Origin of the sequence: Mucilaginibacter sp. (genome assembly GCF_035492695.1) — a bacterium.
Lineage (GTDB): Bacteria > Bacteroidota > Bacteroidia > Sphingobacteriales > Sphingobacteriaceae > Mucilaginibacter.
Window position 1 is genome coordinate 301,561 of the sequence record NZ_DATJJC010000012.1, and the last position, 23,879, is coordinate 325,439.

Genomic DNA, 23,879 nt, shown 5'->3' on the forward strand with positions numbered 1-23,879 from the left:
AAAATTACCTTTTTAGAGAGATAATACCCAGATTCATGTCACCATTGAACTCACCGATGCTGGTCTTTGCGAGTAAATCATGTATCTGGTTCCGGATATACTTAAATTCATTATGTAAAGGACAAGGGTTAATTTCAGAACATTGTTTTAAGCCCAGACCACAGCCGGTAAATATTCCGTTCCCATCAATCGCCTCAACAATTGAGGCTAAAGGACGCTTTAATGATTCTTCATTCAGGTAGAATCCACCATTCGGGCCTTTTGTAGACTGGACAATTCCACGCCTGCTTAAGTCCTGCAATATTTTCGCCAGAAAGGGTTCAGGTGAACCAATTCCCGTCGCTATTTCTTTAATGCCAACTCTCCCGCCATCAGCGGTCTTATGGGCAATAAAGAACACTCCTCTTATTGCATATTCACATGTTTTTGAAAACATTCCCATGACCTGACAAAAGTATAAAATAATTTAATATTAAAAGAGTTTTTAATCTTTTATTTAAGATGCATTTCTATTAGATAAGTTATGGGAAGCATTTACAATAAAAAACCCCCTCTCACTCGCTGATTGGGGGTTTTACCTAAACCTTATCACAATGCGGGCAGATGCCCGCACATTGAAATGCTAAATTAATATAAAATACGAAAATCAATATTGCCTGTTAAATGCTGAATTGCGCATATAGTCATTAAACCTGCGCTTATATTCTCTTTCTTCGTTTAATCTTCTATAGAGCACTGAACATCTCCAGGCACACAATCCACAGGCTAAGAAAGCCACTGAAAGACAAGTTAAGGTCTCCTTCCTGGCTTCGGCTTTTTGGGCGGCTGTCATTTGACGGCCGGTATGCTTCCTGCCAACGGCCCCAAAAAAGGCGAACATGGTAATTATACAGGCCAATAATATATTGCGAACGATGGCTTTCATGACTCTAAAAATAGAATTAAATATACTAACAATTTTAGTAAATTCAAGATTTTTTTAATTTAATTCGTAAATATTATTGTTTTTTTCTGGCTGACAAAACCCTTTCCCGGATGGTATCCGTAATGGAGGATTCGGGAATCCCCTGAAACTGAATGACCGGGTTTTCCGGGTCGGTACTTTTTAAAGTCAGGTACATTAGCTTGAATACCTGCAAAATAAAAGACTGCGTAATAATGTAATCCTTTACCCTGAACATTTCTACCTGGTCAATCCGCTTAAAGAAAATTCCACGGGTCAGCCGGATATATTGCTCCGTCACCAGGTATTGAAAGCTGCGAATGTACAAAAGCCTGTACCAGGCGGCAGCACAGACCGCAAGGCTGAACAGGATAAAATACGGTGACAGCCACCAGGCCAGCAAAAGGAAAGTGATGGCCAACAAGATCAGCGGCAACGCTTTCAGAAAAGCAAACACCATGGCCGGTTTTAATAAAATATCATCGTTCTGCGTCATATTTTAATTGTTCTAAAAAAGTTAACGATTGAACCGGCTTGCCGGTACGGAACCGTGGGCGTATGCCGAAAGCCTCCTGGAAAGCATGAAGGGTGGCCTGTTCCTGTTTAAAAATGTGTGATTGGCTGCCCCGGCAGATCACGATCCCATTTTCGGAATGGAATACGCTTATGGCTATGTTCTTTATTCCTGCCGCCACTTTGATATCGGTGATATGGCCGATGAGGTCCTTGCCAAATACCAGCGTAAACTTTCGCCCTTTGAAATTCTGCCTGATCCAGTTGCCCTGCTCCGGGTACCACCGGTTACCGATAGCGATAAATGCCAGTTGTTCCAGCCTGGGAAAGCGATGGCGGTTTAGCGTGATAAATGCCATTGCCTCGATAACTGAATAGGTAACGATCACATGGGTTGCATGATGACTGCCTGCCACCCAAAGGTTTTGTGTTGACGGCACGGTATGCAAACCTTCGCCATAATGTTCCTGCTGGTCACCGTAACTGAAATAAAGTTTTGCAGAAACCTTAAAAAAGGCCTGGATTTCGGGGGAAACGCCAAGCCTTGTTAACAAGCGATTCATTAGCGTGAACTTCCGCTGCGGGTATAAGAACGGTTAAACTGGTTAGGGACAAATCCATGCTGGTTCCCGATATCCTTGAGCGCCTGGTAATAGCCGGGGCTTAATTTCTCCGCGGCTTTTTGTTCCCGCTTCTGGTTAAACAAGGCGTTCAGGCCCTTGTGCACCATGTAGGAAAGCCCTCCGTCGATCAGAATGGATGCCACGAGTGCAAGCTTATTGGAGCGGACGCCGTGGTGGTCGCTAGCGGAGTAACTGAACCTGGTGCCATCTGCAATCTGCACTTCTTTACCTCTGCGGTATTGTTCTTTTTGTGCAGGTGTCAGAAACTCATTGTTTACCATGTCCGGAGCTAAAATCTTCTGGGTGTCTGAAATGATATACTCTTTTGTTTCCGGATCGTATTCAATGAGCATCTCCTTTTTATTGCCATGATTATCAAGGGTGATTTTTAGCAGGTTGGCCACCTCGCCTTTTCGCAACTGCTGCGCCTCCGTTTCGTTCAAAAATTCAGGCGTAGCCGCATTTTTGTATATCGGATGAATGAGCAGATCCAGCTTGCCTTTTTCATTCGGCTTCAGCGAAATCTTCGCGTTGATGGATTTGATCTTGATATTTTCTGTTTCGAGGTCATGCAGCTCCAGCAGGGAGGTGCGGCGGCCTGAAAGCAGGGCTTTCAGGTCATCGACATTTAACAGCAGCTGACCGCCCGCGGCCAGCCCGATGGTTTCCAGATCCTGGATCGGAAGATCATCTTCATGAAAATTAACGGGATTCATTTATCGTCCTATTTTATGGTTTTGGCCCTGTTCTTCTTCCAGTACCATTTCCGGTTCGCGCGGGTTAGTTTTAGCCTCCAACAGGGATTTATAGAGGCCATATTCCGGCTTCAGTACCTTGCGGGTGCCCCCTGCATCTTCGACTTTGATGCTTTTGGTTTTATAAGTTTCAAGGACTTTATAGGTAGTATCCATGTAAGCGATTTCATCGCCTTTTTGGAAACCTGCTTCGGCCCCCTGTTTTTGCTCACGCTTCTGATTCACCCCTAATAATAAGTTAGCGATCTTTTGCGCATCCCTGGAAGCTTTGGCAATTTCGAAAGGCTCATCTTTTAATATTTTGGCAAAGTTGTTCATGTAGGCATTATGCTGGCCGAAGTTATGGCCTATCTTTAATTCGCCGCCGATGAGTATGGCTGCAATCGCCGCGCGCATTTCTTCACGTGCATATTCCATGGAACCGAACTTGCCTTCCATCGGGCGGTTTAAACGGTTTTCATGACCTGTCCAGTGGGCCAATTGATGAATAGCGGCCTGCAGGTATTTTACTTCATTGTCAAATTGTTCCATTTCCGGCAGGAAAATAGCGTCACGCTGTTTGTCATAATATGCTTCGTGACCACCGTGGATGATCACGGCTTCGCTGTCTTCGATCAGTTTCATGGCCCGTTCAACCGGAACTAACGCTTGTTGCGATTCCTGTTTTTGCAGGAATTCATCCAAAGGGGTGATATCGTTCATCTGCTCCGCATTGAAGAGAAAGGCTTTGCCCTGCTGCGGCTTTTCAAATTCGACGGTTTTGGTTTGCGTTACGCCCGCCTCATCTTTGATCCGCTGGCCCTCGGGAGTACGTATCGCCTCGATATCGCTGGTTTTGGGGAATTCGATCATCGTACCTTTTTCGTCCTTTTTCACCCATGAACCGGCATAGCGGGCAGCATCCGCCGACATCCAGCGCGGGTCGTCATGCCGCTGCATACCCAGGATCAGTGCGTTCATGGCGCTGTACCCTTTCCCGGTAGAAGGATTGACCGGTTTCACAAAGGCAGGCATGCCATTGTCTTTAACCGGTTTTTGAAACAGGGAATTGCCCTCTTTAATTTCTGCGATCAGCTTGTCTGAAAGCTGTATCGGCAGTGCTTTGAAATTTTTGCTCATTTTCTTGTTTTTTTAGCAGTTCATATAAAAATTTAATTGGATTGATGTATTGATGCCTGTACCGGATACTGAAATGCAGGTGTTCGCCTGTCACCCGGCCGGTAGCGCCGGTTATGCCAATGGGTTGACCAGCTGTTACGCTATCTTCCGTTGCCACTAAAATTTTGCTGAGGTGGCCGTAAACCGATTCTACCTGCCCATGTTCCAGCCAAATATTTATCCCAAGTCCGGCATCATATCCGGTTGATTCCACCAGGCCATTGAAAATGGCATACACGGTATCGTGACCGGCTCTAAAGTCAATACCCTGGTGCATGGCATATTTCCCGGTCAGGGGATGGATGCGGTAACCGAAACCGGAATTTATATGGAGGTGTTTGAGGGGCAGGCAGACCAGGCAAAAGCTGATCAGCATTTTCACCGGCCGTAAGAATTAGCCAGTTCCCGCTTTTGTTCCGGGCTTATTGATTCCAATACTTTTTCCTGTATGCCGGGATTGTCGTTGGCAATGGCCAGCGCAGCATACAGGGCCTGCGAAGTCCCCCTGTCCTGCAACAGCATGATCTTATACATGGCCTTAAAGTCGTCAAGCGGCATGGATGAGCCGTTGTGCGTCAGGTCCTCAAAGACCTGCTGTTTATCTTTCAGCATCATTACCTGCCCTGCCGGATAAAAGGCTTCACCGGCCCCGGGAAACCGCACATAGTTTTCTGTTTCAGATCTTGCGTAGGTCAATACGCCGATCATCCCCTTTTTCATATCGGGGTTTAATTCCAAATCCGGCTGCACCAACACGAGCGTGCCGGTTAAATTCTGTTTGTCCATAAAATTAATTTTTAAGATTTTACCTGCCTATTTTTCGTGCCGGGGCAAGGTCTATGACTTCGTTCAGCCGGATCGTGGCCACGCGATGGAGCTCGGGGTCGTCCTGTATTAGTTCAAAGGCAGTCTTCAGTTGTTTGGTCGATCCGGATGACCGCAGCAAGGAGAGGGTTCGTAGATTTCGAGACACAGGCGGCCATTGAACAGCCTGGTAAGTTTCCGCCAACTCATTAAGCTCGTCAGCGGTTTTAAGGACAAATAAGGTCCTGGAGCTAAAACAATCCACTTCCTCATCCTCAAATCGTACCCAGATCTTGTCTTCTGTAAAGTCTGTAAATTCGATTGTCCCAATTTTGCCGACGTGGTCAGACGTCCAAAGGACGGGGCTAACCACTACCATCAATCCGGGGGTATCTTCCGCTTTCATAATTTTGCTTTAAATGTTTATTGATATTTGGTTGAGTAGATTCACCTTTTCAGGCCCCGGTTTTGACTAATTCCGAGTAATTGGTCTAATCCTATTGTTGCCGCAATGCGGATGCCGTCGTTTTTTTGAACCAGTTCCATCGCTTTGCGTACATGCTTTTCCGTGCCATGATCCAATAGCAGGGCTATATTCTTGAGGTCTTTAAAATCGTCAACTGAAAGTGTCAGTGCATTGTGGTGCAGAAGGTCATAGATGTCTCCCGGTGGTTTTAAGACAAGCAGCGCATCCGCGCTATAGAAACCAACTTCAAAGTCATCAAAGCCGATATAAAATTCATCGGTATTTAAGATCGCGGCTGTTACGAAGCCGATCTGACCCTGCTTGTTCACCGGGTCATCTTTCAGTTCAGGGTGCACCAACAAAAAATCGGGCAGCTGAATTTCGTTCGGGTTCTCTTTCATTTCTTCATGGTCGCTTTAATTGGTACGGGCGAGGCGGACGGTTTGAATGTCAATACCATCTCCTGTATTTCCTGGCTGATATGATTAAAGTTCTGGCGGAGCTTTTCGTCCAGCTTTCCGCCGAAATCATAAAAGGCGGGCAGGGGTTTGTAGCCTTTTTCTTCGCGCTTAATGGCGTTCATGTCGAGATTGATCCTGCAGTTAATGGCCGACGTTTCGAACTGCCCGGTAAACTTTTCCTGTGCATCGGCGGCAATTACACCGACCATCTCGCCGGAATTGAGCGATGCTATCTTTCCTGCCGGAATGAGGGCCTCCAGTTTTTCGTTCAGAGAAGTGGATGTTTTGTTGCGGTCGATGGACAAGCCCTCACCGATCTGTTTAGATTTGCCAAAGAGCCGTTCCAGCCATTCCAGCGTTTCCTTATTCCTGACCGAACCGGAAAGCACGGTACCCACTACGGCAGTGATAGTAGCTGCGGTATCTTTACCATATTGTTGGTTGAATTGCGGCAGTTCCTGCAAACCCATCAAGACGGCTACCTTATTCGACCTGGCCGTTGCAATTAAATTTTCTACCCTATGTACAAACAGGGTCGGCACCTCATCCACGATCAGCGCGGAAGGCAGGTTGCCTTTAGTGTTGATCAGCTTCGTCAGGCGGTTGATGATAATGGAATAGCAGGCCGAATTGATATTTTGGGTATTCGGGTCGTTTGCCAGTACCAGCATCCCCGGATTCTCTTTAGCTGAAATTTTCAGGTCAAAGTCATTCCCGGAAAAGACCCAGTAGGTTTCCTTTGTCGCCAAACGGCTGATAAAGATTTTCAGGGTACCGATCTGGCCCTCTAACTGGTCAAACGCTTTAGCGTTATAGGCTGTCATAAAAGGTGAAAGCAGCGACCGCAATTCAGGCTCGGAGGTCAGCGCATTGAATATCTCCTCATAGGAACGGTTAAGCAGCGCCAGTACGTGGGGGAAGCTGGAATAGATACCGCCTTTATATTTGCTCATGAAATACACACAGGACGCTAAAAAATTAATTGCAGACTGCGTAAAGAACTGGTCGCTGCCGCCGGAGCGGTCACCTTTTTTCAAAGCTTCTACCAATGCTTCGGCGGTTTCTGCTGCATCAGCCAGCGAGCGGATATAATCAGCACGCCAGGGGTTGATCCTGCGGCTTCTTTCGATGTCATTTAAATTAATAACATGAAAAGCAAAACCTTTCAATTTGCCATTTTGCCTGGCCAACAGGTAATGGTAATAAGCTATGTGGCCGAGGTCAGGGAACTTGAAATCATACAGGCAAACGGCGAACTCCTTGTCGATCAATTGCCGTATGAAAGGATTTACAATGGAAAAGCTTTTACCGCTGCCCGGTGTGCCGATCACCATTGTGCCCCGGAAAACATTGCAGATATTGATCCAGCCGTTTCTTACTTTTCCCTTATAATAGAAAAGCATCGGGATGTTCACGGAGTAAGGGGTGTCTACCCGTTTGACGGGCTGCATGAAACTTTCCGCTTCGGTGTTCCATTTGTCCTTGCCTAACCCCGATTTGATAAACTTGGAGATATTGTCCATGGACAGGCTGATCATCAATGCCCCGGTAAAGGAGCAGACCATGTACAGCAGATCATACCAGGTGGTATAGGCAAACGCCAGCGGGGAGGCACGTCCCTGAAAAACAAGGCAACCAAAGAATAAAAACAGACCGAGCGCAAGCGGGTAAACGATGTGCTTTTTGGGATCGAGGTCTGTTTTCTTTTTTGCCAGCGTACCAATGCTGACCAGGCAGATGAGGCCAAACGTGGTCAACTTGCTATAAATAAGATCCGAGTAAATCACCAGGTGACTTATCTTATCCAGCGGGGTAAAAAAAATGCCCCAAAAAGGGGCGCCACGGTAAATAAAAATTGCTGCTTCTAACAGTAAGGATACGTAGATAGCGCACTGCAAAAAGCCATGCAGCTTTTGCTGCTCTCGCGTTTCTTCCATAAGTAATTTGATTTTTAACGGCTGGAACGAGGGCTTCACCGCTCTTCCATAAAAAATTAGATTAAAATGAACAAGCCACCGAAAAAATCCGGTGGCTTGTTGATGAAGCTGACGGCCTATTCGGCCTTGTCCATCTTTCGCCTAAACATTTTCAACGTTTCACTAATACCGGGGTAACTTCTATCGTCTCTATATGTTCTTCGATATTTAGCTGTTCAGCCTGTGCTTGTTTTTCCTTTTCCGCAATCCGTTGATTGATCTCCATTTCCAGTTTTTCCATGTCTCTCTTCAGGGCGACCAGTTCGTATTCCTGTTCAAATGGTCTTTGCGAAAGCTCGCGGACTTCAGGAATCTGTTTATTGATAGTCTCCAATTCCTTCTCATAGCGTTCAGCCATGCCAATTACCCTGTTGATCGCATCTAAAAAATAACGTGCTGCCAGTTTGGGATTATCAATGTTGGGCGCCCCTCCGTTCTGCATATATTTGATACCTGTAATCCGGCTCTCTGCATACAGCGAAGTAACATGGGTTATCCTGCTGGAAAATCCGTCTTCCACGGTTTGGAGTTTGCGCCTGATAAAAAGATCAAAACCATACAGCTCACCCAAGCGAAATTCCGGTTTGTTAAAGTCTTCCGGATGCCAGTTTTTATACAGATCAATCAGTTTCTGACCAATGGCTGTTGCATCAGCCTGGAACAGGTCTGTCAGTTTCAGCGGATTGAGTTTCGCGCCTTCAGCATCATGTTTAAGGACACTTTTGTACGTGATCTCATCTTTGCGAACCAGCTCCAGCGTCGATTGGGTTTCCCTGCTTTTATTTTCCAGGTCTTCCAGCAGGTAACGGCTCCGGGCGACTTCTTTGAAATGAGCGCCTTTATAGCCTTCCAGTTCTGCAACCTTCTTTTCAAGACGGGTCTTTTCAAGCAAGGACGTATCGCCTGATAAAATCGCGATATACTCGGAAAAGCTCATACCGCTTTGTTCATCCATCGCACCTTCATCCAGCGTACGCACGGAGAGTTCATTATTTTTCATCTGGCTGATGAAGATTTGCTTGTTCTTGAGCAGGTTGAATTTGTAGTTATCCAGGGATTGCTCCACGGCATAAATGAAATTCCTGACCTTGTTGCCATAAAACATTTTGGCGAGCCAGTTGCCTTGCCTTGCTCCGCGGCCATCGCGCTGCTCCAGTTCCGATGGTTTCCAGGGAATATCCAGGTGATGCATGGCAACGATCCGTTCTTGAACATTTAAACCCGTACCCGCTTTTTCAGTGCTGCCGACCAGAATCCTGATCTCCCCGGCGTTCATTTTTCTAAACAGCTCTTTGCGCTGCTTATCCGTCGCCCAGTTATGGATGAAGGTGATCTGGTTTGCAGGGATATTGAAATCATTTACCAGTTTATCCCGCAGGGCATCATATACGTTGAACTCATCAACTTTGGGTGTACCGATATCGCTGAAAATGATCTGTGTACCCTTGTGGGGGGTGCTTTCATGATAGATCTCTGAAACGTTCCGCGCACAAACATTCACCTTGTTACCGGGGTGGTCTTCATATTTGTCCGGGTTGACCAGGCGCATGTCCACCGCCATTTTTTTGGCGTAGTTGGTAGCGATCAGCATCCGGCCTTTATCCTCATCCTTAGTCAAAGGACGCCTGCCGATCAATGTAGCATCACCTGTTTTGGCGAATTGCATCAGCCGTTTAATAAAATCCTGCTGATCCGGCGTGGGTTTAATATTGACCAGCGTTTCCTCCATTTCCGGCTTATCGAGGTTGATATGTTTGGCCGTTTTATAATCGGTGATCTGGTTGTAAAACAGCGCCAGCTCAGGCACTTTAATGAAATGGCGAAAACGCTCTTTGGCCCTGATCTCGTTGGTTACGGTAAATTCAAAATCGACCGTTTTGCGGGCATAAACCGCAGCCCAGGCATCAAAATTGGAGATTTGCTGCCTTTCCAGTTCTTGTGGCCGGAGGTATTTGAAGATCAAATACATTTCGGTCAGGCTGTTGGAGATCGGCGTGCCGGAAAGAAAGGTTGCACAAAGGTCGGCATCGTTCCTTTCCTGCAGGGTGCGTATGGCAAATAGCATGTTGAGGGCTTTTTGGCTGCCTGCCATATTGCCCAGGCCGGCTACCCGCGTGTGCCTGGTGGTGAAAGTCAGGTTCTTGAATTTATGAGATTCATCGATAAAGAGGTGATCGATATTCAATTCACGAAAATTGACGCCGGAATCCTTCCGCTGGGCGATAGCCTCCATTACGCCTTTCAATTTAGCCTCCAGGTTTTCCTTCCTGATCTCCAAACCTTTCAGCATTTCACGGGTGATCTCTTCACCTGAACCCTGAGCTGCGATCAAATCAAGCTCGGTGTTATCCAGTTCAATTTCCAATATCTGCCGCTGGATCTCCGGTGCCTGGGGGATTTTCCCAAACTGGTCATGTGTCAGGATGATGCAGTCCCAATTGTTATTTTTTATCTCGTGAAATATCCGTTTGCGTTTCGCGGGTTCGAAATCGTTTTCGCCGGGCGCCAATAATTTTGCCTTGGGGTAAGCCAGCCGGAATGTGTCGGTGATCTGCTGGACGTTGGCTTTCAGCGCCAGTATCATCGGCTTATGAACGATGCCCAGCCGTTTCATTTCCATCGCGGCGATGATCATCGTCAGCGTTTTTCCCAAACCCACTTCGTGGTCGATCAGCCCGCCGTTGTTCTGCATAATCCGCCATGCGGCATTGCGCTGGGAGCTAAATAGCGAGGGTATTTTGAGCGCCTCCAGGTCAAGGCCGGGAAAGGTCAGGTGGCTTCCGTCATATTCGCGGAGGGCGTAGCAATTGTAGGTGTCGTTATAAAGTTTCTCTAAGCGCTGCTTATCCTGATTGGGAAGCTCCAATAGCCAAAGGAGATAACGGGCCCGAATATTGTCAATCTTGCGGTGCGCATTTTGTATTGCTTCGGTGTCGGGAACACGCACTACTTTGCCGTACTGCTCTACGGGGTAGGTAAAATGCGGGGTTGTATTAAGGAGTGCATACTCCAGTAAGGTACGGCCTGTGACCTTGTTACTTTCTTTCGGTGTTACCGAAAATTCCTCATTGGTAATTGTATTACCCTTTTTTGCATAGCTGACCTTATAGGTGTCTACGGAGCCATAATAATCTACCCTTGTATCCAGCTTAAATAAGTCGGCAGCAAAACGCTGGTAATATTCAACGGGGACCCAGCGTTCACCCAGGTTAAAGTCGAGCCGTTCAAACGGGATCCTTTCGGGCTGAACACGGTGAATAGCGGCAAGGCTCCTTGCAAACTGCAGGTTTTGCGGTTCTCCTGCTGCGAGTTTCTCTGCTATCTTTAGTTTCTGAACGACATTGCCTGACAGGTAATTATCGGTTGTTTCCCAGGCAAGTGTGTGCGGGTTAAGCAGAATTTGCTTGTCCAGTTGCAGAATGATCTCATCCTCCGTTAAGCCGGTGACCTGGCCGATGATCGAAAGGTCAACCCGGCCGGTATCATTCAGGCAACGTGCCAGGGCTTCAGCGGGATCATCTGTTTTCAGCATTTCTTTTTGCTGAAAGAGCGGCCCGTAAAATATATCAGACCGTACAAATTGCTGCCCGTCCCTGACTTCAAGCGAGGCCAACATATTAAACCCTAAAGCCGCATCGTTTAATATGCGGTTCCGGTTTGTGTTGCTGTTCAGTACGCCATGCTTAGCTACAAAGGCATCATAGTAAAAGTTAAGTGACTTCCGAAGTTCCGGGAACTGGATCCCGTGCTCATTTTCATAACCTGACAGTTCAAGGTATATATCCCGGAGCGTTAGGTAATCCTCGTAAAAGGACAATTCCGGCTGTGGATCGAGCGGCTCGAATTTAGCCTCAAGGTTGTGGGGTTCGCCGATCAGCCCAAGCTTGCCGTTAAATATGACCAGTGTGTCTTTGATATAAAAGGGCTTCAGGTCTGTAAAAGCTTTGGGCCTGTCCGGTTGTAATTTAAAAGCGGGTTCAAGGCTTGTATCCCCTTCGTAGCGGTAATCGTGGCCGAAATTTTTCAGCTTTACGGAAAGGGCATCCAGTTCCTGGCCCAGGCTGACGCCTGACATCCACTTGTCGGGAAATGAGATTTCCGAAAGGTTACTGTATAGTTTGTAGTTGTACCGGCTATTTGCGTTTGCACGGGCGCTGATCAATACAATGCTGTCATGCAGTGGTTTAGCAGTTGTGCGAATGACGCTGATCACGCGTGCTGTCCCGGCATCGACAAATTGTTTATCCAGGTCATCGAGGTAAGCAAGGGCCTTGTTTTCCCGGAATTCCTGCATGGGAGAATCAAAGAGGCCCAGCTGTCCGAAGCTTACTTCTGTCTTATCTGCTTTCTCCTGTTGAGGTACCGGCAAAAAGGTAAACTGGCCCGGTTGCGACTGCTTGCTGTTGAACGAGATGGCCTCCCATTTTGCATAATTAAAATTGGCAAATCCGGCAACCAATTGATCCTTGAGCAAGGGTACGATATCCGGCATATCGCCATTTTGCCAGGCCACCCGGGATGCTTTTCCTCTTGCGTTGGTGCCTTCAATGATTTCATCGGCATAGACCAATTCATTTTTATCCGCCAGCCAGGCATTCAAATGGTATTTGCCAAAAGCGTTTTGAACTTCAACGGTATCGATCAGCTGGCTTTCGGCATCAGTAAGTGTTTCCTTCGTATCGTTTTTCTGCACCAGGATCAGGTGCATGCCGACTTCTACGTTGGCATTTTCCTTCATCATGTTTGCCGGCAGAACGGCTACGCTTAACAGGTCGGCGGAAGTAAACAAGTATTTCCGGGCAAGAGCGTTAGACGGATTATTGAGGAAGGCATCCGTTACGATATACGCTAAGATGCCGCCGTCTTTAATCTTATCCAGCCCTTTGGCAAAAAAATAGGTATGAACTTTGGCCGAGATGCCGCTTTTGTTATAAGCGGGATCATGCACAGCGATCTTCCCGAACGGGATATTGCTGATGACGAGATCTGACTGTGCTTTTTCAGCCGCTGCCGTTTCTTCCAGCTTTTTGATCTGCACCTCGACCGGCAATTCGTAGACCGAGCATAGCGCTGTCAGTATTTTCCCGGTCAGTATATCTTTTTCGACGGCGTTGATCTGCTCCAGCCCATCAAATGCCTGTACTGCTTCTTCAATAAAAACGCCCGCCCCGGCACTCGGTTCGTATAAGCGTTTCGGCAATATATTGGCTTCAGCCATTGCAGCATAAATCGCCCTGGGAATATATTCCGGCGTATAGTAGGCGGTTTGAGAACTGCTTTTGAGCGCATCGACTGCCTCTTTGTAAGCAGCGGCAGTCAGTTTTTCCCGGAGCAGGGCATGCAATTCCATGACCTGCGGGTAAAGTTTAATGTCTGCGGCGGAAGCGCCGAATTTTGTCCATTCTGTTAGTTCACCGGGCGGGAAGAGCACTGCTTTCAGGCCGCCAAAACCGGCATATTTTTTCAGCGTTTCTAATTCTGTTTGGGAAGGCGGCTGGCCGTTGAAGTCCAGCGCGATTCGGATGGCTGCAATATTGTCTGCCATCTTCCTTACCGGATTAAATGCCATATTACACCTCCTGTAAATAGTCTGCTATGGTGCCGATCACTTCATATTTTAAAAAGCGGTCGTCCTCGTCGAGGCCCCGGATCAAAGGCGCACAGAGTTCGAGGATATTCGTAAGCTCGTAGTGTAGAATCCCGTGGTTGGAAAAACGCAGGTAAGTCCTGAAAAACTCTTCTTCCAACACAAGCTTTACATAATCGTAGGCTGTGGAATCAGTCATAAGAATGGAATGAACATTTAATTCGGCAGCATATCTGCGTCCAGTATATCCTGGTACGAAATACTTAAAGTCACGATGCGGCCGGAAAGCTGCTTTTCGCTGAGTTCTGCGTGAAGCACTTTATTGCCCGGAAAGGACATTTTCTTAAAAACAAAGATGTTCCGGTAATTCCTGGCGAAGGCTGGCGGATTGAACAGCACAAACACCGGTTTAATCTCTACCGATTGGTTATTAGCCGCCTTGGTTACCTTTTTATCATCTACCTTAAACCGGAAATCCGAGATGTCGTATTTGAGGTTGGTCTTATTATGATAGGAAATGTCCAGAAAAATATAGTCGCCAACCGTGTAGACGTGGTTTAACTGGCCTTTAATGCCAAAAGCCTTGACCTTTTCCATGCGTTTATCGGGAGTCTTGGCAACCAGGCTGAGCGCTAAACCTTTTAGCTGGTTTTGGGACAGCCCTATGCCGGAAATATCCAGCGGCCGCATATCCCGGGGAACAATGTTGATTTCGGTGGGCACACCAGGATAGCCGGGTAACAGCCGGTATTGTGCAATAAATTTTTCACCCGCTATAGTAACCACCGCACCCATAAATGATTTGAGCGAATCCCGCAATTTTAAGCGCAATACATTTTTGAGCGGCAGGTCGCCTACCAATTCTTTTGTGGAAATGTCCACGTACTGAATAGGTTCCGGCGAGATAAAATGAATGGTCAGGTTTTCCGGCAGGTAGACTACAGGCAGTTTTTCCTGGGCATAAAGGGATGGGGCGCAAAGCGCCAATAAAAGAAATAAGATCGTTTTCATTGTCAATAAGATTTTTCGTGTTTTTTATTTTTTTTCATCGGTACTCCGGCCGCTTTCGCTTTTTTGAGCGTTTTGTAAGGCATCGGGATCGATTAAATAGAGGTAAGAGTTGTATTTGAGCTTTGCCTTGTTTTTGCGGATGAGGTCGGCAATAGCAGAAGAAGTTGACTGGAACACCTTATCCAGCGAACTCATGATAAACTGACTGTTTCCCGAACTGCCGTCTATGGTTACTCCCTGCACCGAATTGCTGCCTAAATCCTTGGTAAAGTCCCGAAAGGCGGATGAAGGAACGTACAGTCCGGGTAATCCGTCCATATCGTATATATCCAGTTTTACCGGTAGTATTTTCCCGTCGTAAAGAATGGATGTTACGGCAAGGGTTACCCGCTGTTCCGTAAACCCGCTGATCCGGGCAAACAGGTAAGTCCCTTTTTTGATCAGGTTGTTTCCCGCTTTGATATCTTCGAGCAGTTTCAGCCGAAGTCTTGAGCCTGCGTAACCCGTTACATTTTCGTCTATGACGGCGCTGATAAAGGCGGTCTCCTTTTCCGGGAGCACGGTATTAAAATCGCCTGAAATGGCATCAGCTTTTTCAACGGTCAGTTTGACCTGGCTTTGTTTGAGCTTAGCCGCTTTATCGGCTGCCTGCTTTTTCTTTAACTCCTCTTTATAGGCCGGATCATTTTGCTTGTTGATGCTGTCCATGATGGCTATTTGCTCCTTAAAAATCTCCATAGGGTCTTTTTCTTTTGGAGCATTTTCTACACGGCGGGGAGGATTAGCCTGCCGGTTGCTCATTTCCTCTATGGCTTTGGCGACCTGCCGGTCATGTACCAAACCAGCGAATTGCTTCTGACCGGGGCCAGCGTGGCTGCCTGTACCAAATTTTAGTTTCATCGCCTGTTGAATGGAATCCAGCTTTTTCCTTTGCAGATCCGAATAATCATTATTAAAGGCAGAGTTACTTGAATTTTCCCGGGGTATGGCGTTTACAGCCGTTAAGCCATCGGCTTCTTTAAAGGTATTCCGGTAGGCATCCAGTTTATCTGTCAGCTGTTTCTTCCGTACATCGGCAGATACTTTACCGACTGAGCCATTCAGGCCCGCAGTTTCTTTGACGGTTTGCTTTGGCTTGGAGAAGCCACTATGCCAGACATAAAAGAAAAGGCATAAAAAGGGCAACAAGATGACCGGCAGCACGTACCTGGGCTGCTTAAAATCAATTTTCATGGCGTTTTATTTTAGGGTTTGGTGAATTTTGGAGAGGCGGTCAAGAGCGCTATCCAATAAGGTGCTGTCTTCAGCTGACAGTTGTTTTTTTGCTGTCAGGCTGTCCACCACCTTTTTAAGTTTCATGGTTTCGCGGATGTTGCCGGTCGCCTGCATGATCTGGTTAAAGCCATCCTCAACCGGGTTGACCTTTTTTACCACGGTTATTTTTGACTTCTCCGGGTGGTGAAAAACCGTAAAAGATAATATCAGGGATGCACCCATCAGGACGATCATGCACCCAAAAAAGAACTTTGGATATGCCCCTATCAGTCGTTGACCGGCATCGCCGGCAATTGAAAAGTAGGCACCGAATTCCTTGCGTATTTCGCTGTACAGGGTATCCCTGGGATCTCTGTTAGAATGTATTCTTTTCCACATCTTGCAGGTCTTTATTTTCCAAAGTTTTCCAGTTGGTGATCAGGACACCGTGCGGGTTATGATCACTTCGCGGGATGTCTTTCAGGTAGCCTTCCGTGATCAGGGACCGCACCACGGTGGAGCTGCGCCGGTCAATTTTGAGTTTGCCGTAGTAGCGGAAATAATGCCTGGGCATGTCCACAGAGATAGAATCCGTTTGCAGCGTTAACACCGAGCTGGAGGAAAGGATGGAGTTAAAAAACCCGTTTTCCTTCAGGTTATTATATTGCTCCATGCCCGACTCATCGATGAGGTACATGGCTTTTTTCATCTGGTATTCCATGTATTTATCGTCCGGCGTTAAGGAGAAGAAAAGGGAATGAAACAGGTCAACATCGGCCCTGTACTCCGCGGGCCGGTTCATTTGCATGTCTGTTTGCCTGGCCAGAATGGGAATATTGTTATCCAGTATATAAATGCTTTTCTGCGCATTGGATACCAGTTTAAAAGCATACAGGCAATTCATTCCAACGATGACCAGTGAGGTCAGCAGGCTGCCCGCTGCGATGAATGTCGCCAGCCTTACTTTAGCTTCGATATTTTTAATGATCATAATAAAAGGCGTTAAATAAAAAAGGCCGGCCCACAGCTTGGGTCAGCCTCAAATCAAAAGGGGAAAGAAAACAAATAATTAAAAGAAGCTGCCGGTAGCTTTGCGTGCCATGCTCACTACGGTTCCGGCACTGCGGCCAAAAGTGGAAGTAGCCGAACTGATACCGGATGTCGAGATGATCCAGGTTGAGATACTTGGAACAGTGAACATACAGATGGCGCCGATCAAAAATACAATAATGACTGTGCCAAATGACAGAATGCCATTTCCGGCAAACCAGGCCATTTTTTCGAGGTTCGCGCTCGCGCCGTTTTGTCCAACCAACTCCTGGTATTTGCTGATCTCGGAGGTCAGCGCATATTCCTGCATCAAGCCGGTAAGGTACATGATCAGGTAAGCAATGCCGCTGTACAGGTTAACCGAAATAAAGCGGGCGATCCAGGTGCTGAAGCTATCGCGGAAAGCAGGCAGGATGCTGACGGCTACGGCAAAGGGCCCCAATATGATAAGAATAGAGGAGTAGATGATCTGTATCATAAAGATGATATAGACCGCCAAACGCAATATCCAGATACCCAATAGTTCCAGCAGTTGGGTGAAGAGCAACTGCATGCCGACTGTTAGGCGGTTCTTCAATTCGAGCAGTGGAGAAACAACAGTGCTGATCCCTTCCTTAACGGTACTGGTTACGGAATCCCAGGCCCGCCCGTACCAGGTATCACTTTCTTTTTCGGCGACCTCGGTTTGAGCCTGGTAGGTGTAAAGGGAATTGGCGACTGCCAGCATCAGGTTTGACCTGTTTAAGCGCAGGTTGTCTACGGTCGTTTGCTCGCTGTCAAACATCTGTTCCGTTTGGTTGGCTACGAGATCTGTTGGGAACGCGATCATCTTAACGAATACGCCCCACCATAAAATGATCATGGCCAGACCGAAGGGACGCAACAGCGGCATGATCTCTAACTGTTTATCCCCCACCATCATCTCGTATGACTTAATGGCAAAAAAGATGATCATGAATATGGCGGCAAGCGCTTTGGCATCTGTAATGAACATATCGAAATGTGTCCAGACGGAATCCTTGAGTCCTTTTAAAAACACCATGACGCCTGCTTCGTAAACGCCGTCGCCTTGCAGAAACTGCAGCGTTTTGGTGTTATCCGTGCCGGTAGTAGTTTGGGCGTAAACTGCGGTTATACAAAGGCACAGCAATACCAATAAAGTTATTTTCTTTTTCATTGGAGATGTTGTAAAACTTGGTTGGCGATCTGGATGTCTGTCTGTGGCGTCCAGTTACTGATGGTCACCTGCCCCGATTGAAGCTTCTGCTGCTGGGCGGTCATATTTAAGGTGGCTTGTGCAGATGAGGTCCGAATCGCCCATACCCCGGCCAGCCTGCGGTACTCCATCAGGTAGCGATGGTATGCAATGATTCGCGCCCCGCGATCCATGGTGGTGGTGTGTGCGGCCTGGATACGCTCCTTTAACATATCCAGCTCATTTTTATACCAGGTGTACAAGCCCTCGGAAACCAGTTTGGCGCTGACCTGCGGTGAAAGTCCGGCCAGAATGGATGCCATAGAATTATTAAGGACCGGCTTCAGTTCGTTGCGGTAATAAAGCTGCCATAAGGGGTCGGCATCAGAAATCAAACCGGACTGATTGGCGATTTCGGATAATGCCGTATTGCGAACAGTATCGGATTGCAGCTTGTACTTATTGTCGGTACTGTTCATGGCGCCTACTAAGGCAAGCCGCTGTGTTTGAGGGCCCGTTGCACTTAATGGCCTGAGGTCTGTTTTATGGTAATTGGGGTGAAACAATCCCCATGTCAGCCAGTAATATGGGTTGAGGCTTAAAAACCCGGCCTTCGGTGTAAACTTGTTCTGATCCCATTGGAGGTAGACCATGCGTTCCTCCTGGTAGCGGACGCTTTGATCCTGCACGACGGACTGGCCGAAGCATTGGTGGATCAGTGCGATCAGTATAAACGGTAGTAGAATTAAGTATTTTTTCATGATTTAAATTGCTTTTAAACGGCATTCGATTTATCATCCGACCGGGAATGATGGTCATTGATGTAAATATTTAGCACTTTGAATGATCTGACCAACAATGCGGGTATCCTGGCTGATAAAGTTGGCGAACGGATCAAGGGAAGCGATCACGCCGCGTTCCTTTGCCCAATACATGGCTTTCCAGGCACCGTAAGCTAATCCATCCAATATTTGCAATTGAGTAACTACTTTATGTAATAGCTGGTCACGCGAATTATAGTCTGCCAATACGTTATCGCCTTCTTTTAGAATATAGCCGGAAACATCGGTAACCAGGGCCAATGACCTCGTTCGCATTTCGGATGCGATATTTCCGGCAAATACCAGGAGATAGGGCTCACTTTTTGCCATATCCAACGCCTGGTTGATATAGCCGGTCATGTCGGCAATGATCACCGCTATGTTTTTGACGGCAAGCCCATCCTTCAGGGCGGAATTCACATTGGAAAGTCCCTCATAGATCATGGTTTGCGCCAATACCACCGAACCTACGTTGGTATTGAGGTCGTTGATATTGTTATTGATCTTACTGAGATATTGGTCGTGCGTTACTTCGGCGCTGCTTCTGACTGCAGCATTTTGTGTTACGGCAACGAGGTGCTGGTAGTCTATGACATATTCCTGCGCCCGTATCTCTTGAAAAGCAATGAGCAACAGGAATGCGATAAATAAACTTTTCATTTTTTCGTGTGATAATTGTTTTTATTTGGTACTCAAGCTGGCTCCGCCGGTTAGGTATTTAGCGTTTTGAATGATGTCGTTGCCGATAGCCTTATCGGCATCAATAAAATGCTGAAAAGGGTTTGCCGCCCTTAACAGCGAGGCCACGCTGGAATACTGCATTATATTGAGCATATTGCCGGATAAGTCCTGGATGTTGCTTAGTTCGGAGATCACATAATCAAAAAGCATCTTCCGGTCGGACGCTTTCATTTGGTTAACGTCGCCCAGCGACAGGGTAAGCCCGGTGACGTAGGCAACCAGGCTTTTCGCCTGTGAAGTGAATTGCAGGGCAGATTGGTAACCAATAGCAATTAAGGCGGGGTTTTTTTGAACCAGCTGGACGATCTGCGATTGGTTGCTGACAATGCGTTCTGCCATTGGGGTCGCATAAATACCGATATCTGCGATATTGATGGCTGTGCCGAGCGTGTTGTAGCGCTGTTGCAAAGTCCGGTACATGGCCTTCATTTTACTGAGCAGGGTCAGGTTCGCCTGTTCATTTGCCGTCGCCAGCGCCTGCTGATTTTTTGCTTTAACCTGCAGTTTGTTTTCGGATTCCGATTCGTCAACCAATTGGTGGAGCGCGGGAATATCCAATATTTTTTGCTGGGCAAAAACGTTCGTTGTCCCGGCGAATAAGGCGACAAATAATAAGATTATAGTTTTCATCACGCTACCGATTTTTTTATTGTTTTTATGAAATAGGGTCCATCCCGGCCTTTTGGTCCATCCGTAAACCTGAAGCTTTCTTGCCCATGGAAATTCATCTTCCAGAAACTCGTAAGCACTTTCAGGCTTTGCCGACCGGTGTTTGACTATGCCAGACAAATGGGAATCAGTCATTTTGAGATAATGATCGGATACCTGAGGCATTTCGCCTTTATGACAGACCATGAGAAATTCCACCGTCTTTTTATCGCTGCCTCTCTTCCATTTTGGCCGCACCCAAACAAATGAGCCACGGATTGTATAGCCCATGCGGGTCATATACTCCCTGCAGTCCATTGCATATTTTCCAGGCACCCAAACAAAAACGATATGCTTATCAGCTGTGAAATCCCTGAGTATATGTTGGATGAACTCAAAGGCCTCAATCGATCTTTCCAGTTTTGATGGTAAGTTGTCGGGGAGGCAAGGGCCTCTCGTTCTGAAGCGGTTAAACCGTTTCCATGGCGGGCAAACCATGATGAGATCAAAATTCATTGTTTGAGGTATTTAGCGTTGGTTAAGACGTCATTGGCTATCCGAACGTCCTGATTCTGCCATTCTGCCCAGGGATTAAGCGAGCGAAAAATGCCATTGATCTTTGCCCAGTACATGGCCCGGTCCATACCATAGGCTATTCCACGCAGAATACGCATTTGGTCCGCTATATGATTAAGCATTTTGCCGCGCTCACCGGAGTCCATCAAATTATTACCCCCCTTGAGTACAAATGCACTTACATCGGCGGCCAGTGTTGTTGCCCTTGTTTCGAAATCACGCGCCCCCTGCTCTGCAAACAGCAATAATACCGGGTCGGATTTAGCCAGCGTGACCGAAGCTTCCACATCCTTGACGATATCGGTGCCGCATTCGGCAATTTCCTTTATGGTCGTCAGGTTATTGATCACCGATGCTACCTGACTCAATCCCTTATAGATCTTATTTTGCAGATCGTTTACAATGACGAGTTGGCTGCTGACGGCGAGTTGCCCTTTCTGGATCAGGTTAAGCTTGTTATTAGTGGTGTTGAGCTGACTGTTTATGGCGCCGGCATTAACGGCGATAGCGGCAGATACCGCGGGGTCTACAACCAGTTCCTGGGCAAGGGAAGCATTGAAGGCTGACAATAAACACATAAAAAGCGGCCACATTATAAATTTGGTTTTCATGATCTTTGATTTTGATTAACCTGTGAAATGAAGGCAGGCAAAGATTTATTGCTGGCCTTAAAGTCCCGGATAAAGGCGTCAAGGCCTTCCGGGTAAGAACCGAAACGGTTGGTGTAGCTTTCTACCGCCGACTTCTCCGGTTTTTCCGTTGTATAGGTAAGGTATTGGTGTAACGAGACTTCTACCCCATATACCTCTCCGACAGCCCCACGGCGAATATATACCTCTTTGAACCGGCCACGATTTTCCGTATTGTCGAGTTGGTTGATGGTAAATATCTTGCGGCGTTCCGTTTCGTTGATGGACAGGAGCGCGGCGATGTCATTGTAATTGTCCTTGAACTTGGTTTGATCCAGCAGACAGATGGTGTCCGAATTATTGATAATGCTGTCTTTTACTACCGCATTTCCAATAATATCCCCCAGCTCCTGCGTGACTACAATCGCTTCTCCCCAAAATTTACGGACTGTCTTATATAAATACAGGAGATATCCCGCCATTAAAGGGCTGGCAATGGCTTTCCATGCTTCTTCGACAACCAATGCCTTGCGCTTATCCGAGCGGTAACGCATCTTTTGGATGAAGACATCCATGATGATGAGCGTGACAATAGGGAAAAGTATCTTGTGCTCTTTTATACTGTCAATTTCAAACACAATGAAGCGTTCGGTAAACAGCGATTTATCGGCTTCCTTATTGAGGATGGGTGCAAACTCACCGCCGCGATAAAACTTTTTGAGCACGTAGCGGAACTCATCAAAATCAAAGACGATCTTTTCCTCGGTTTTGATCTCCGGTATTTTTTCCAGGGCGAATTCATAGAATGTGTTGAAGTTCAGCTCACCGTTTTCAGCGAAGAACTTGCTGTAGTAGGAAGAAATTACGTTAGCTACGACATCCCGTTCTACCGGGCTGAAGGTTCCTTCGGCGCCCTTCCAGGCAACCCCGATCAGGGTGCACAGGAAATCTTTCTTTTCAATGTTGTATTCCGCCTCCGTGATGCGGAACGGGTTCATCGTGATCGGCGTTTTGTCTGTGTAGGTGATATATTTTCCCTGGTAATAGGAGCACAATCCTGAATAAGAGTGGCCGGTATCCACGATCACCATGTCCATGTTGTAGAGCATATACTGCTCGATCATGGCATTCATAAAGAAGCTCTTACCGGAACCGCTTGGACCTAACACAAACTTGTTCCGGTTATTGATGCGCCCGGTACGCATAGGCAAGTCTGCGGGGTCCATGCCGACGGGGATGCCCTGGCGATCTGTAAACCTTAACAGGAAATCAGAGGGCTCATCTTTCGGCAGTGATTCTTTAAAGAAAAAACAAATGGCCGCATCGCAGGTGGTCAGAAACCAATCGTATTCCTTTAATTCTACGCCGTTTCCAGGCAAGGCGGTACGAAAAAGCTCCAGTTGGTTATAGGCATTTTTGCTCGGGATAATCCCTAACTGGAAGAGCGAGCTCTCTATAAAATTAACGGCCTTTTGTATGGCAGAAACCGGGGCTGCCACAAGAATGTTAAAATGGCAATTGACCAGTAACTGGTTTTCGCGTGCAACGTCATTTAGGAGAAGGTCTATATCCTCTACACATAATTGATTGGCGGGATCAGGAATACCGGCGTGCCTTTTCTTTTTTTGCTCAAGCTTACGCAGCGTAGCGACTTGGTTAGGTATTTCAATGACCTGGTTGTAAACAATTACATCCACGCCGGGCACCCTGAACAGGAACGACAGAAAATCTACGGGGAACCCGCGCATGCTTTCTTTGTCGTTGAGCTCTATATGCGTGGAAACATCCGGTGGCAGGTCAATGCTGTCAATATTGACCAGGTTGATACTGCGTATCGATTTTTCGCCCGTCCTGATCTCGGTTTCTGATGGAGCAAGGTTATCAAGGACGATATTGGACCTGCCAAAATCCATGCTGAGCAGTTGCAAAACCAATCGATTGAGCTGACCTTCATTCAGGGCCTTTGCTAAAGGAAGTATATCCAGTACTTTGCCGACGGCCTGGCGGAAATCCCGCAGCACGCGGCCGTCATAAACATAAAACGCGCCTTTTTTTATCTGGCGCGTGATGGTTAAATAGGTGACCACCTTCAGACATTCCCTGCCCTCGAAATGGGCATTGTACTGTTTTTGCAGGTATTCATGCGCGGGAGGCCCTTTATAAGGGCTGCGACTGATCATATCCTGCTTTTGCAGGAGGTAGCCATCGCCCAATATTTTAACCACATTGATGAGCAGATGGTGAAACTCATCATACCCCGCGGGATAAGCGGAATAGCGGATGACCGGATTTACCATTTGGATAACGACCGAACATTCCCCGTTGAGGCCGATGAGCAAATCGTATTCGCCGTCTTTATCCACTCCCGCATAGGGAATGTTAAACAAGGTTTTTACGGCCATAATGATTAAGGATGTAAATGTTTGAGGTGCGGCTCTTGGAGTGAAGTCCGCCTTTTTGTTTACCGGCGGTGAAGAACAAACCGCCAACGACAGATCCGATCAATACTAAAGCACCAAGCCACATATTGACCAGCGACATGGTTAAGGCGCCAAAAACAAGTCCCACCAATAAGGAAGCGATGCCCCAATAAATGAACTTGCCTTTGAAGCCTTTGAATATAAGGGGCCGTTGCAGCCCCTTATAAACAGGATACTTCCTGGCCATG

The 23,879-nt window shown here is 47.1% G+C and carries 24 protein-coding genes; all 24 read right to left on the minus strand.

Features of this window, described 5'->3' with window-relative positions:
• Positions 1 to 4: 4 nt before the first annotated feature.
• Positions 5 to 442 (minus strand): Rrf2 family transcriptional regulator, encoded by a 438-nt coding sequence (locus VL525_RS08030; RefSeq protein ID WP_325385200.1) that lies wholly within the window; start codon positions 440 to 442, stop codon positions 5 to 7.
• A gap of 204 nt (positions 443 to 646) precedes the next feature.
• Positions 647 to 925, minus strand: coding sequence for a hypothetical protein (locus tag VL525_RS08035; protein ID WP_325385202.1), 279 nt, complete (start codon positions 923 to 925; stop codon positions 647 to 649).
• Positions 926 to 998: 73 nt separating this feature from the next.
• Positions 999 to 1,439 (minus strand): PH domain-containing protein, encoded by a 441-nt coding sequence (locus VL525_RS08040; RefSeq protein ID WP_325385204.1) that lies wholly within the window; start codon positions 1,437 to 1,439, stop codon positions 999 to 1,001.
• Entirely contained in the window at positions 1,423 to 2,019 is a 597-nt protein-coding gene (locus VL525_RS08045) for a hypothetical protein (RefSeq protein ID WP_325385206.1), read from the minus strand. The genes VL525_RS08040 and VL525_RS08045 overlap by 17 nt, the downstream gene beginning before the upstream one ends.
• Entirely contained in the window at positions 2,019 to 2,795 is a 777-nt protein-coding gene (locus VL525_RS08050) for a DUF4099 domain-containing protein (RefSeq protein ID WP_325385208.1), read from the minus strand. The genes VL525_RS08045 and VL525_RS08050 overlap by 1 nt, the downstream gene beginning before the upstream one ends.
• The gene (locus VL525_RS08055) at positions 2,796 to 3,953 is read right to left on the minus strand and encodes an ArdC family protein (RefSeq protein WP_325385210.1); all 1,158 of its coding nucleotides are present in this window, start codon (positions 3,951 to 3,953) and stop codon (positions 2,796 to 2,798) included.
• Complete coding sequence (locus VL525_RS08060; protein ID WP_325385745.1) at positions 3,892 to 4,368, minus strand: M23 family metallopeptidase; 477 nt, start codon at positions 4,366 to 4,368, stop codon at positions 3,892 to 3,894. The genes VL525_RS08055 and VL525_RS08060 overlap by 62 nt, the downstream gene beginning before the upstream one ends.
• A gap of 2 nt (positions 4,369 to 4,370) precedes the next feature.
• The gene (locus tag VL525_RS08065) at positions 4,371 to 4,778 is read right to left on the minus strand and encodes a hypothetical protein (RefSeq protein WP_325385212.1); all 408 of its coding nucleotides are present in this window, start codon (positions 4,776 to 4,778) and stop codon (positions 4,371 to 4,373) included.
• A 19-nt stretch (positions 4,779 to 4,797) separates the two neighbouring features.
• Positions 4,798 to 5,175: a hypothetical protein gene (locus VL525_RS08070; RefSeq protein ID WP_325385214.1), complete on the minus strand. Its 378-nt coding sequence runs from the start codon at positions 5,173 to 5,175 to the stop codon at positions 4,798 to 4,800.
• Between the two features lie 68 nt (positions 5,176 to 5,243).
• Positions 5,244 to 5,663: a hypothetical protein gene (locus VL525_RS08075; RefSeq protein ID WP_325385216.1), complete on the minus strand. Its 420-nt coding sequence runs from the start codon at positions 5,661 to 5,663 to the stop codon at positions 5,244 to 5,246.
• Positions 5,660 to 7,660, minus strand: a complete 2,001-nt coding sequence (locus tag VL525_RS08080) for a type IV secretion system DNA-binding domain-containing protein (RefSeq protein ID WP_325385218.1) — start codon at positions 7,658 to 7,660, stop codon at positions 5,660 to 5,662. The genes VL525_RS08075 and VL525_RS08080 overlap by 4 nt, the downstream gene beginning before the upstream one ends.
• 151 nt (positions 7,661 to 7,811) lie before the next feature.
• Entirely contained in the window at positions 7,812 to 13,244 is a 5,433-nt protein-coding gene (locus VL525_RS08085; RefSeq protein ID WP_325385220.1) for a helicase-related protein, read from the minus strand.
• Between the two features lie 25 nt (positions 13,245 to 13,269).
• Complete coding sequence (locus tag VL525_RS08090; protein WP_325385222.1) at positions 13,270 to 13,485, minus strand: hypothetical protein; 216 nt, start codon at positions 13,483 to 13,485, stop codon at positions 13,270 to 13,272.
• A 17-nt stretch (positions 13,486 to 13,502) separates the two neighbouring features.
• Positions 13,503 to 14,297: a DUF4138 domain-containing protein gene (locus VL525_RS08095; protein ID WP_325385224.1), complete on the minus strand. Its 795-nt coding sequence runs from the start codon at positions 14,295 to 14,297 to the stop codon at positions 13,503 to 13,505.
• Between the two features lie 24 nt (positions 14,298 to 14,321).
• The gene (traM, locus tag VL525_RS08100) at positions 14,322 to 15,530 is read right to left on the minus strand and encodes a conjugative transposon protein TraM (protein ID WP_325385226.1); all 1,209 of its coding nucleotides are present in this window, start codon (positions 15,528 to 15,530) and stop codon (positions 14,322 to 14,324) included.
• 6 nt (positions 15,531 to 15,536) lie between these two features.
• Positions 15,537 to 15,950 (minus strand): hypothetical protein, encoded by a 414-nt coding sequence (locus VL525_RS08105; RefSeq protein ID WP_325385228.1) that lies wholly within the window; start codon positions 15,948 to 15,950, stop codon positions 15,537 to 15,539.
• Complete coding sequence (gene traK, locus VL525_RS08110; protein WP_325385230.1) at positions 15,928 to 16,542, minus strand: conjugative transposon protein TraK; 615 nt, start codon at positions 16,540 to 16,542, stop codon at positions 15,928 to 15,930. The genes VL525_RS08105 and traK overlap by 23 nt, the downstream gene beginning before the upstream one ends.
• 78 nt (positions 16,543 to 16,620) lie before the next feature.
• On the minus strand, positions 16,621 to 17,778 hold the full coding sequence (locus VL525_RS08115) for a plasmid transfer protein (protein WP_325385232.1): 1,158 nt from the start codon (positions 17,776 to 17,778) through the stop codon (positions 16,621 to 16,623).
• Positions 17,775 to 18,557, minus strand: a complete 783-nt coding sequence (locus VL525_RS08120; RefSeq protein ID WP_325385234.1) for a hypothetical protein — start codon at positions 18,555 to 18,557, stop codon at positions 17,775 to 17,777. Before VL525_RS08120 ends, VL525_RS08115 begins: the two co-directional genes overlap by 4 nt.
• A 54-nt stretch (positions 18,558 to 18,611) precedes the next feature.
• Positions 18,612 to 19,277: a hypothetical protein gene (locus VL525_RS08125; RefSeq protein WP_325385236.1), complete on the minus strand. Its 666-nt coding sequence runs from the start codon at positions 19,275 to 19,277 to the stop codon at positions 18,612 to 18,614.
• Between the two features lie 21 nt (positions 19,278 to 19,298).
• Positions 19,299 to 20,522 carry an MT-A70 family methyltransferase gene (locus tag VL525_RS08130; protein ID WP_325385238.1) on the minus strand — a complete coding sequence of 408 codons (1,224 nt, stop codon included), beginning with the start codon at positions 20,520 to 20,522 and terminating at the stop codon, positions 19,299 to 19,301.
• Positions 20,519 to 21,193, minus strand: a complete 675-nt coding sequence (locus VL525_RS08135) for a hypothetical protein (RefSeq protein WP_325385240.1) — start codon at positions 21,191 to 21,193, stop codon at positions 20,519 to 20,521. The genes VL525_RS08130 and VL525_RS08135 overlap by 4 nt, the downstream gene beginning before the upstream one ends.
• Positions 21,190 to 23,613, minus strand: a complete 2,424-nt coding sequence (locus tag VL525_RS08140; RefSeq protein ID WP_325385242.1) for a TraG family conjugative transposon ATPase — start codon at positions 23,611 to 23,613, stop codon at positions 21,190 to 21,192. The genes VL525_RS08135 and VL525_RS08140 overlap by 4 nt, the downstream gene beginning before the upstream one ends.
• On the minus strand, positions 23,591 to 23,878 hold the full coding sequence (locus VL525_RS08145; RefSeq protein WP_325385244.1) for a plasmid transfer protein: 288 nt from the start codon (positions 23,876 to 23,878) through the stop codon (positions 23,591 to 23,593). Before VL525_RS08145 ends, VL525_RS08140 begins: the two co-directional genes overlap by 23 nt.
• Between the last annotated feature and the right edge of the window lies 1 nt (position 23,879).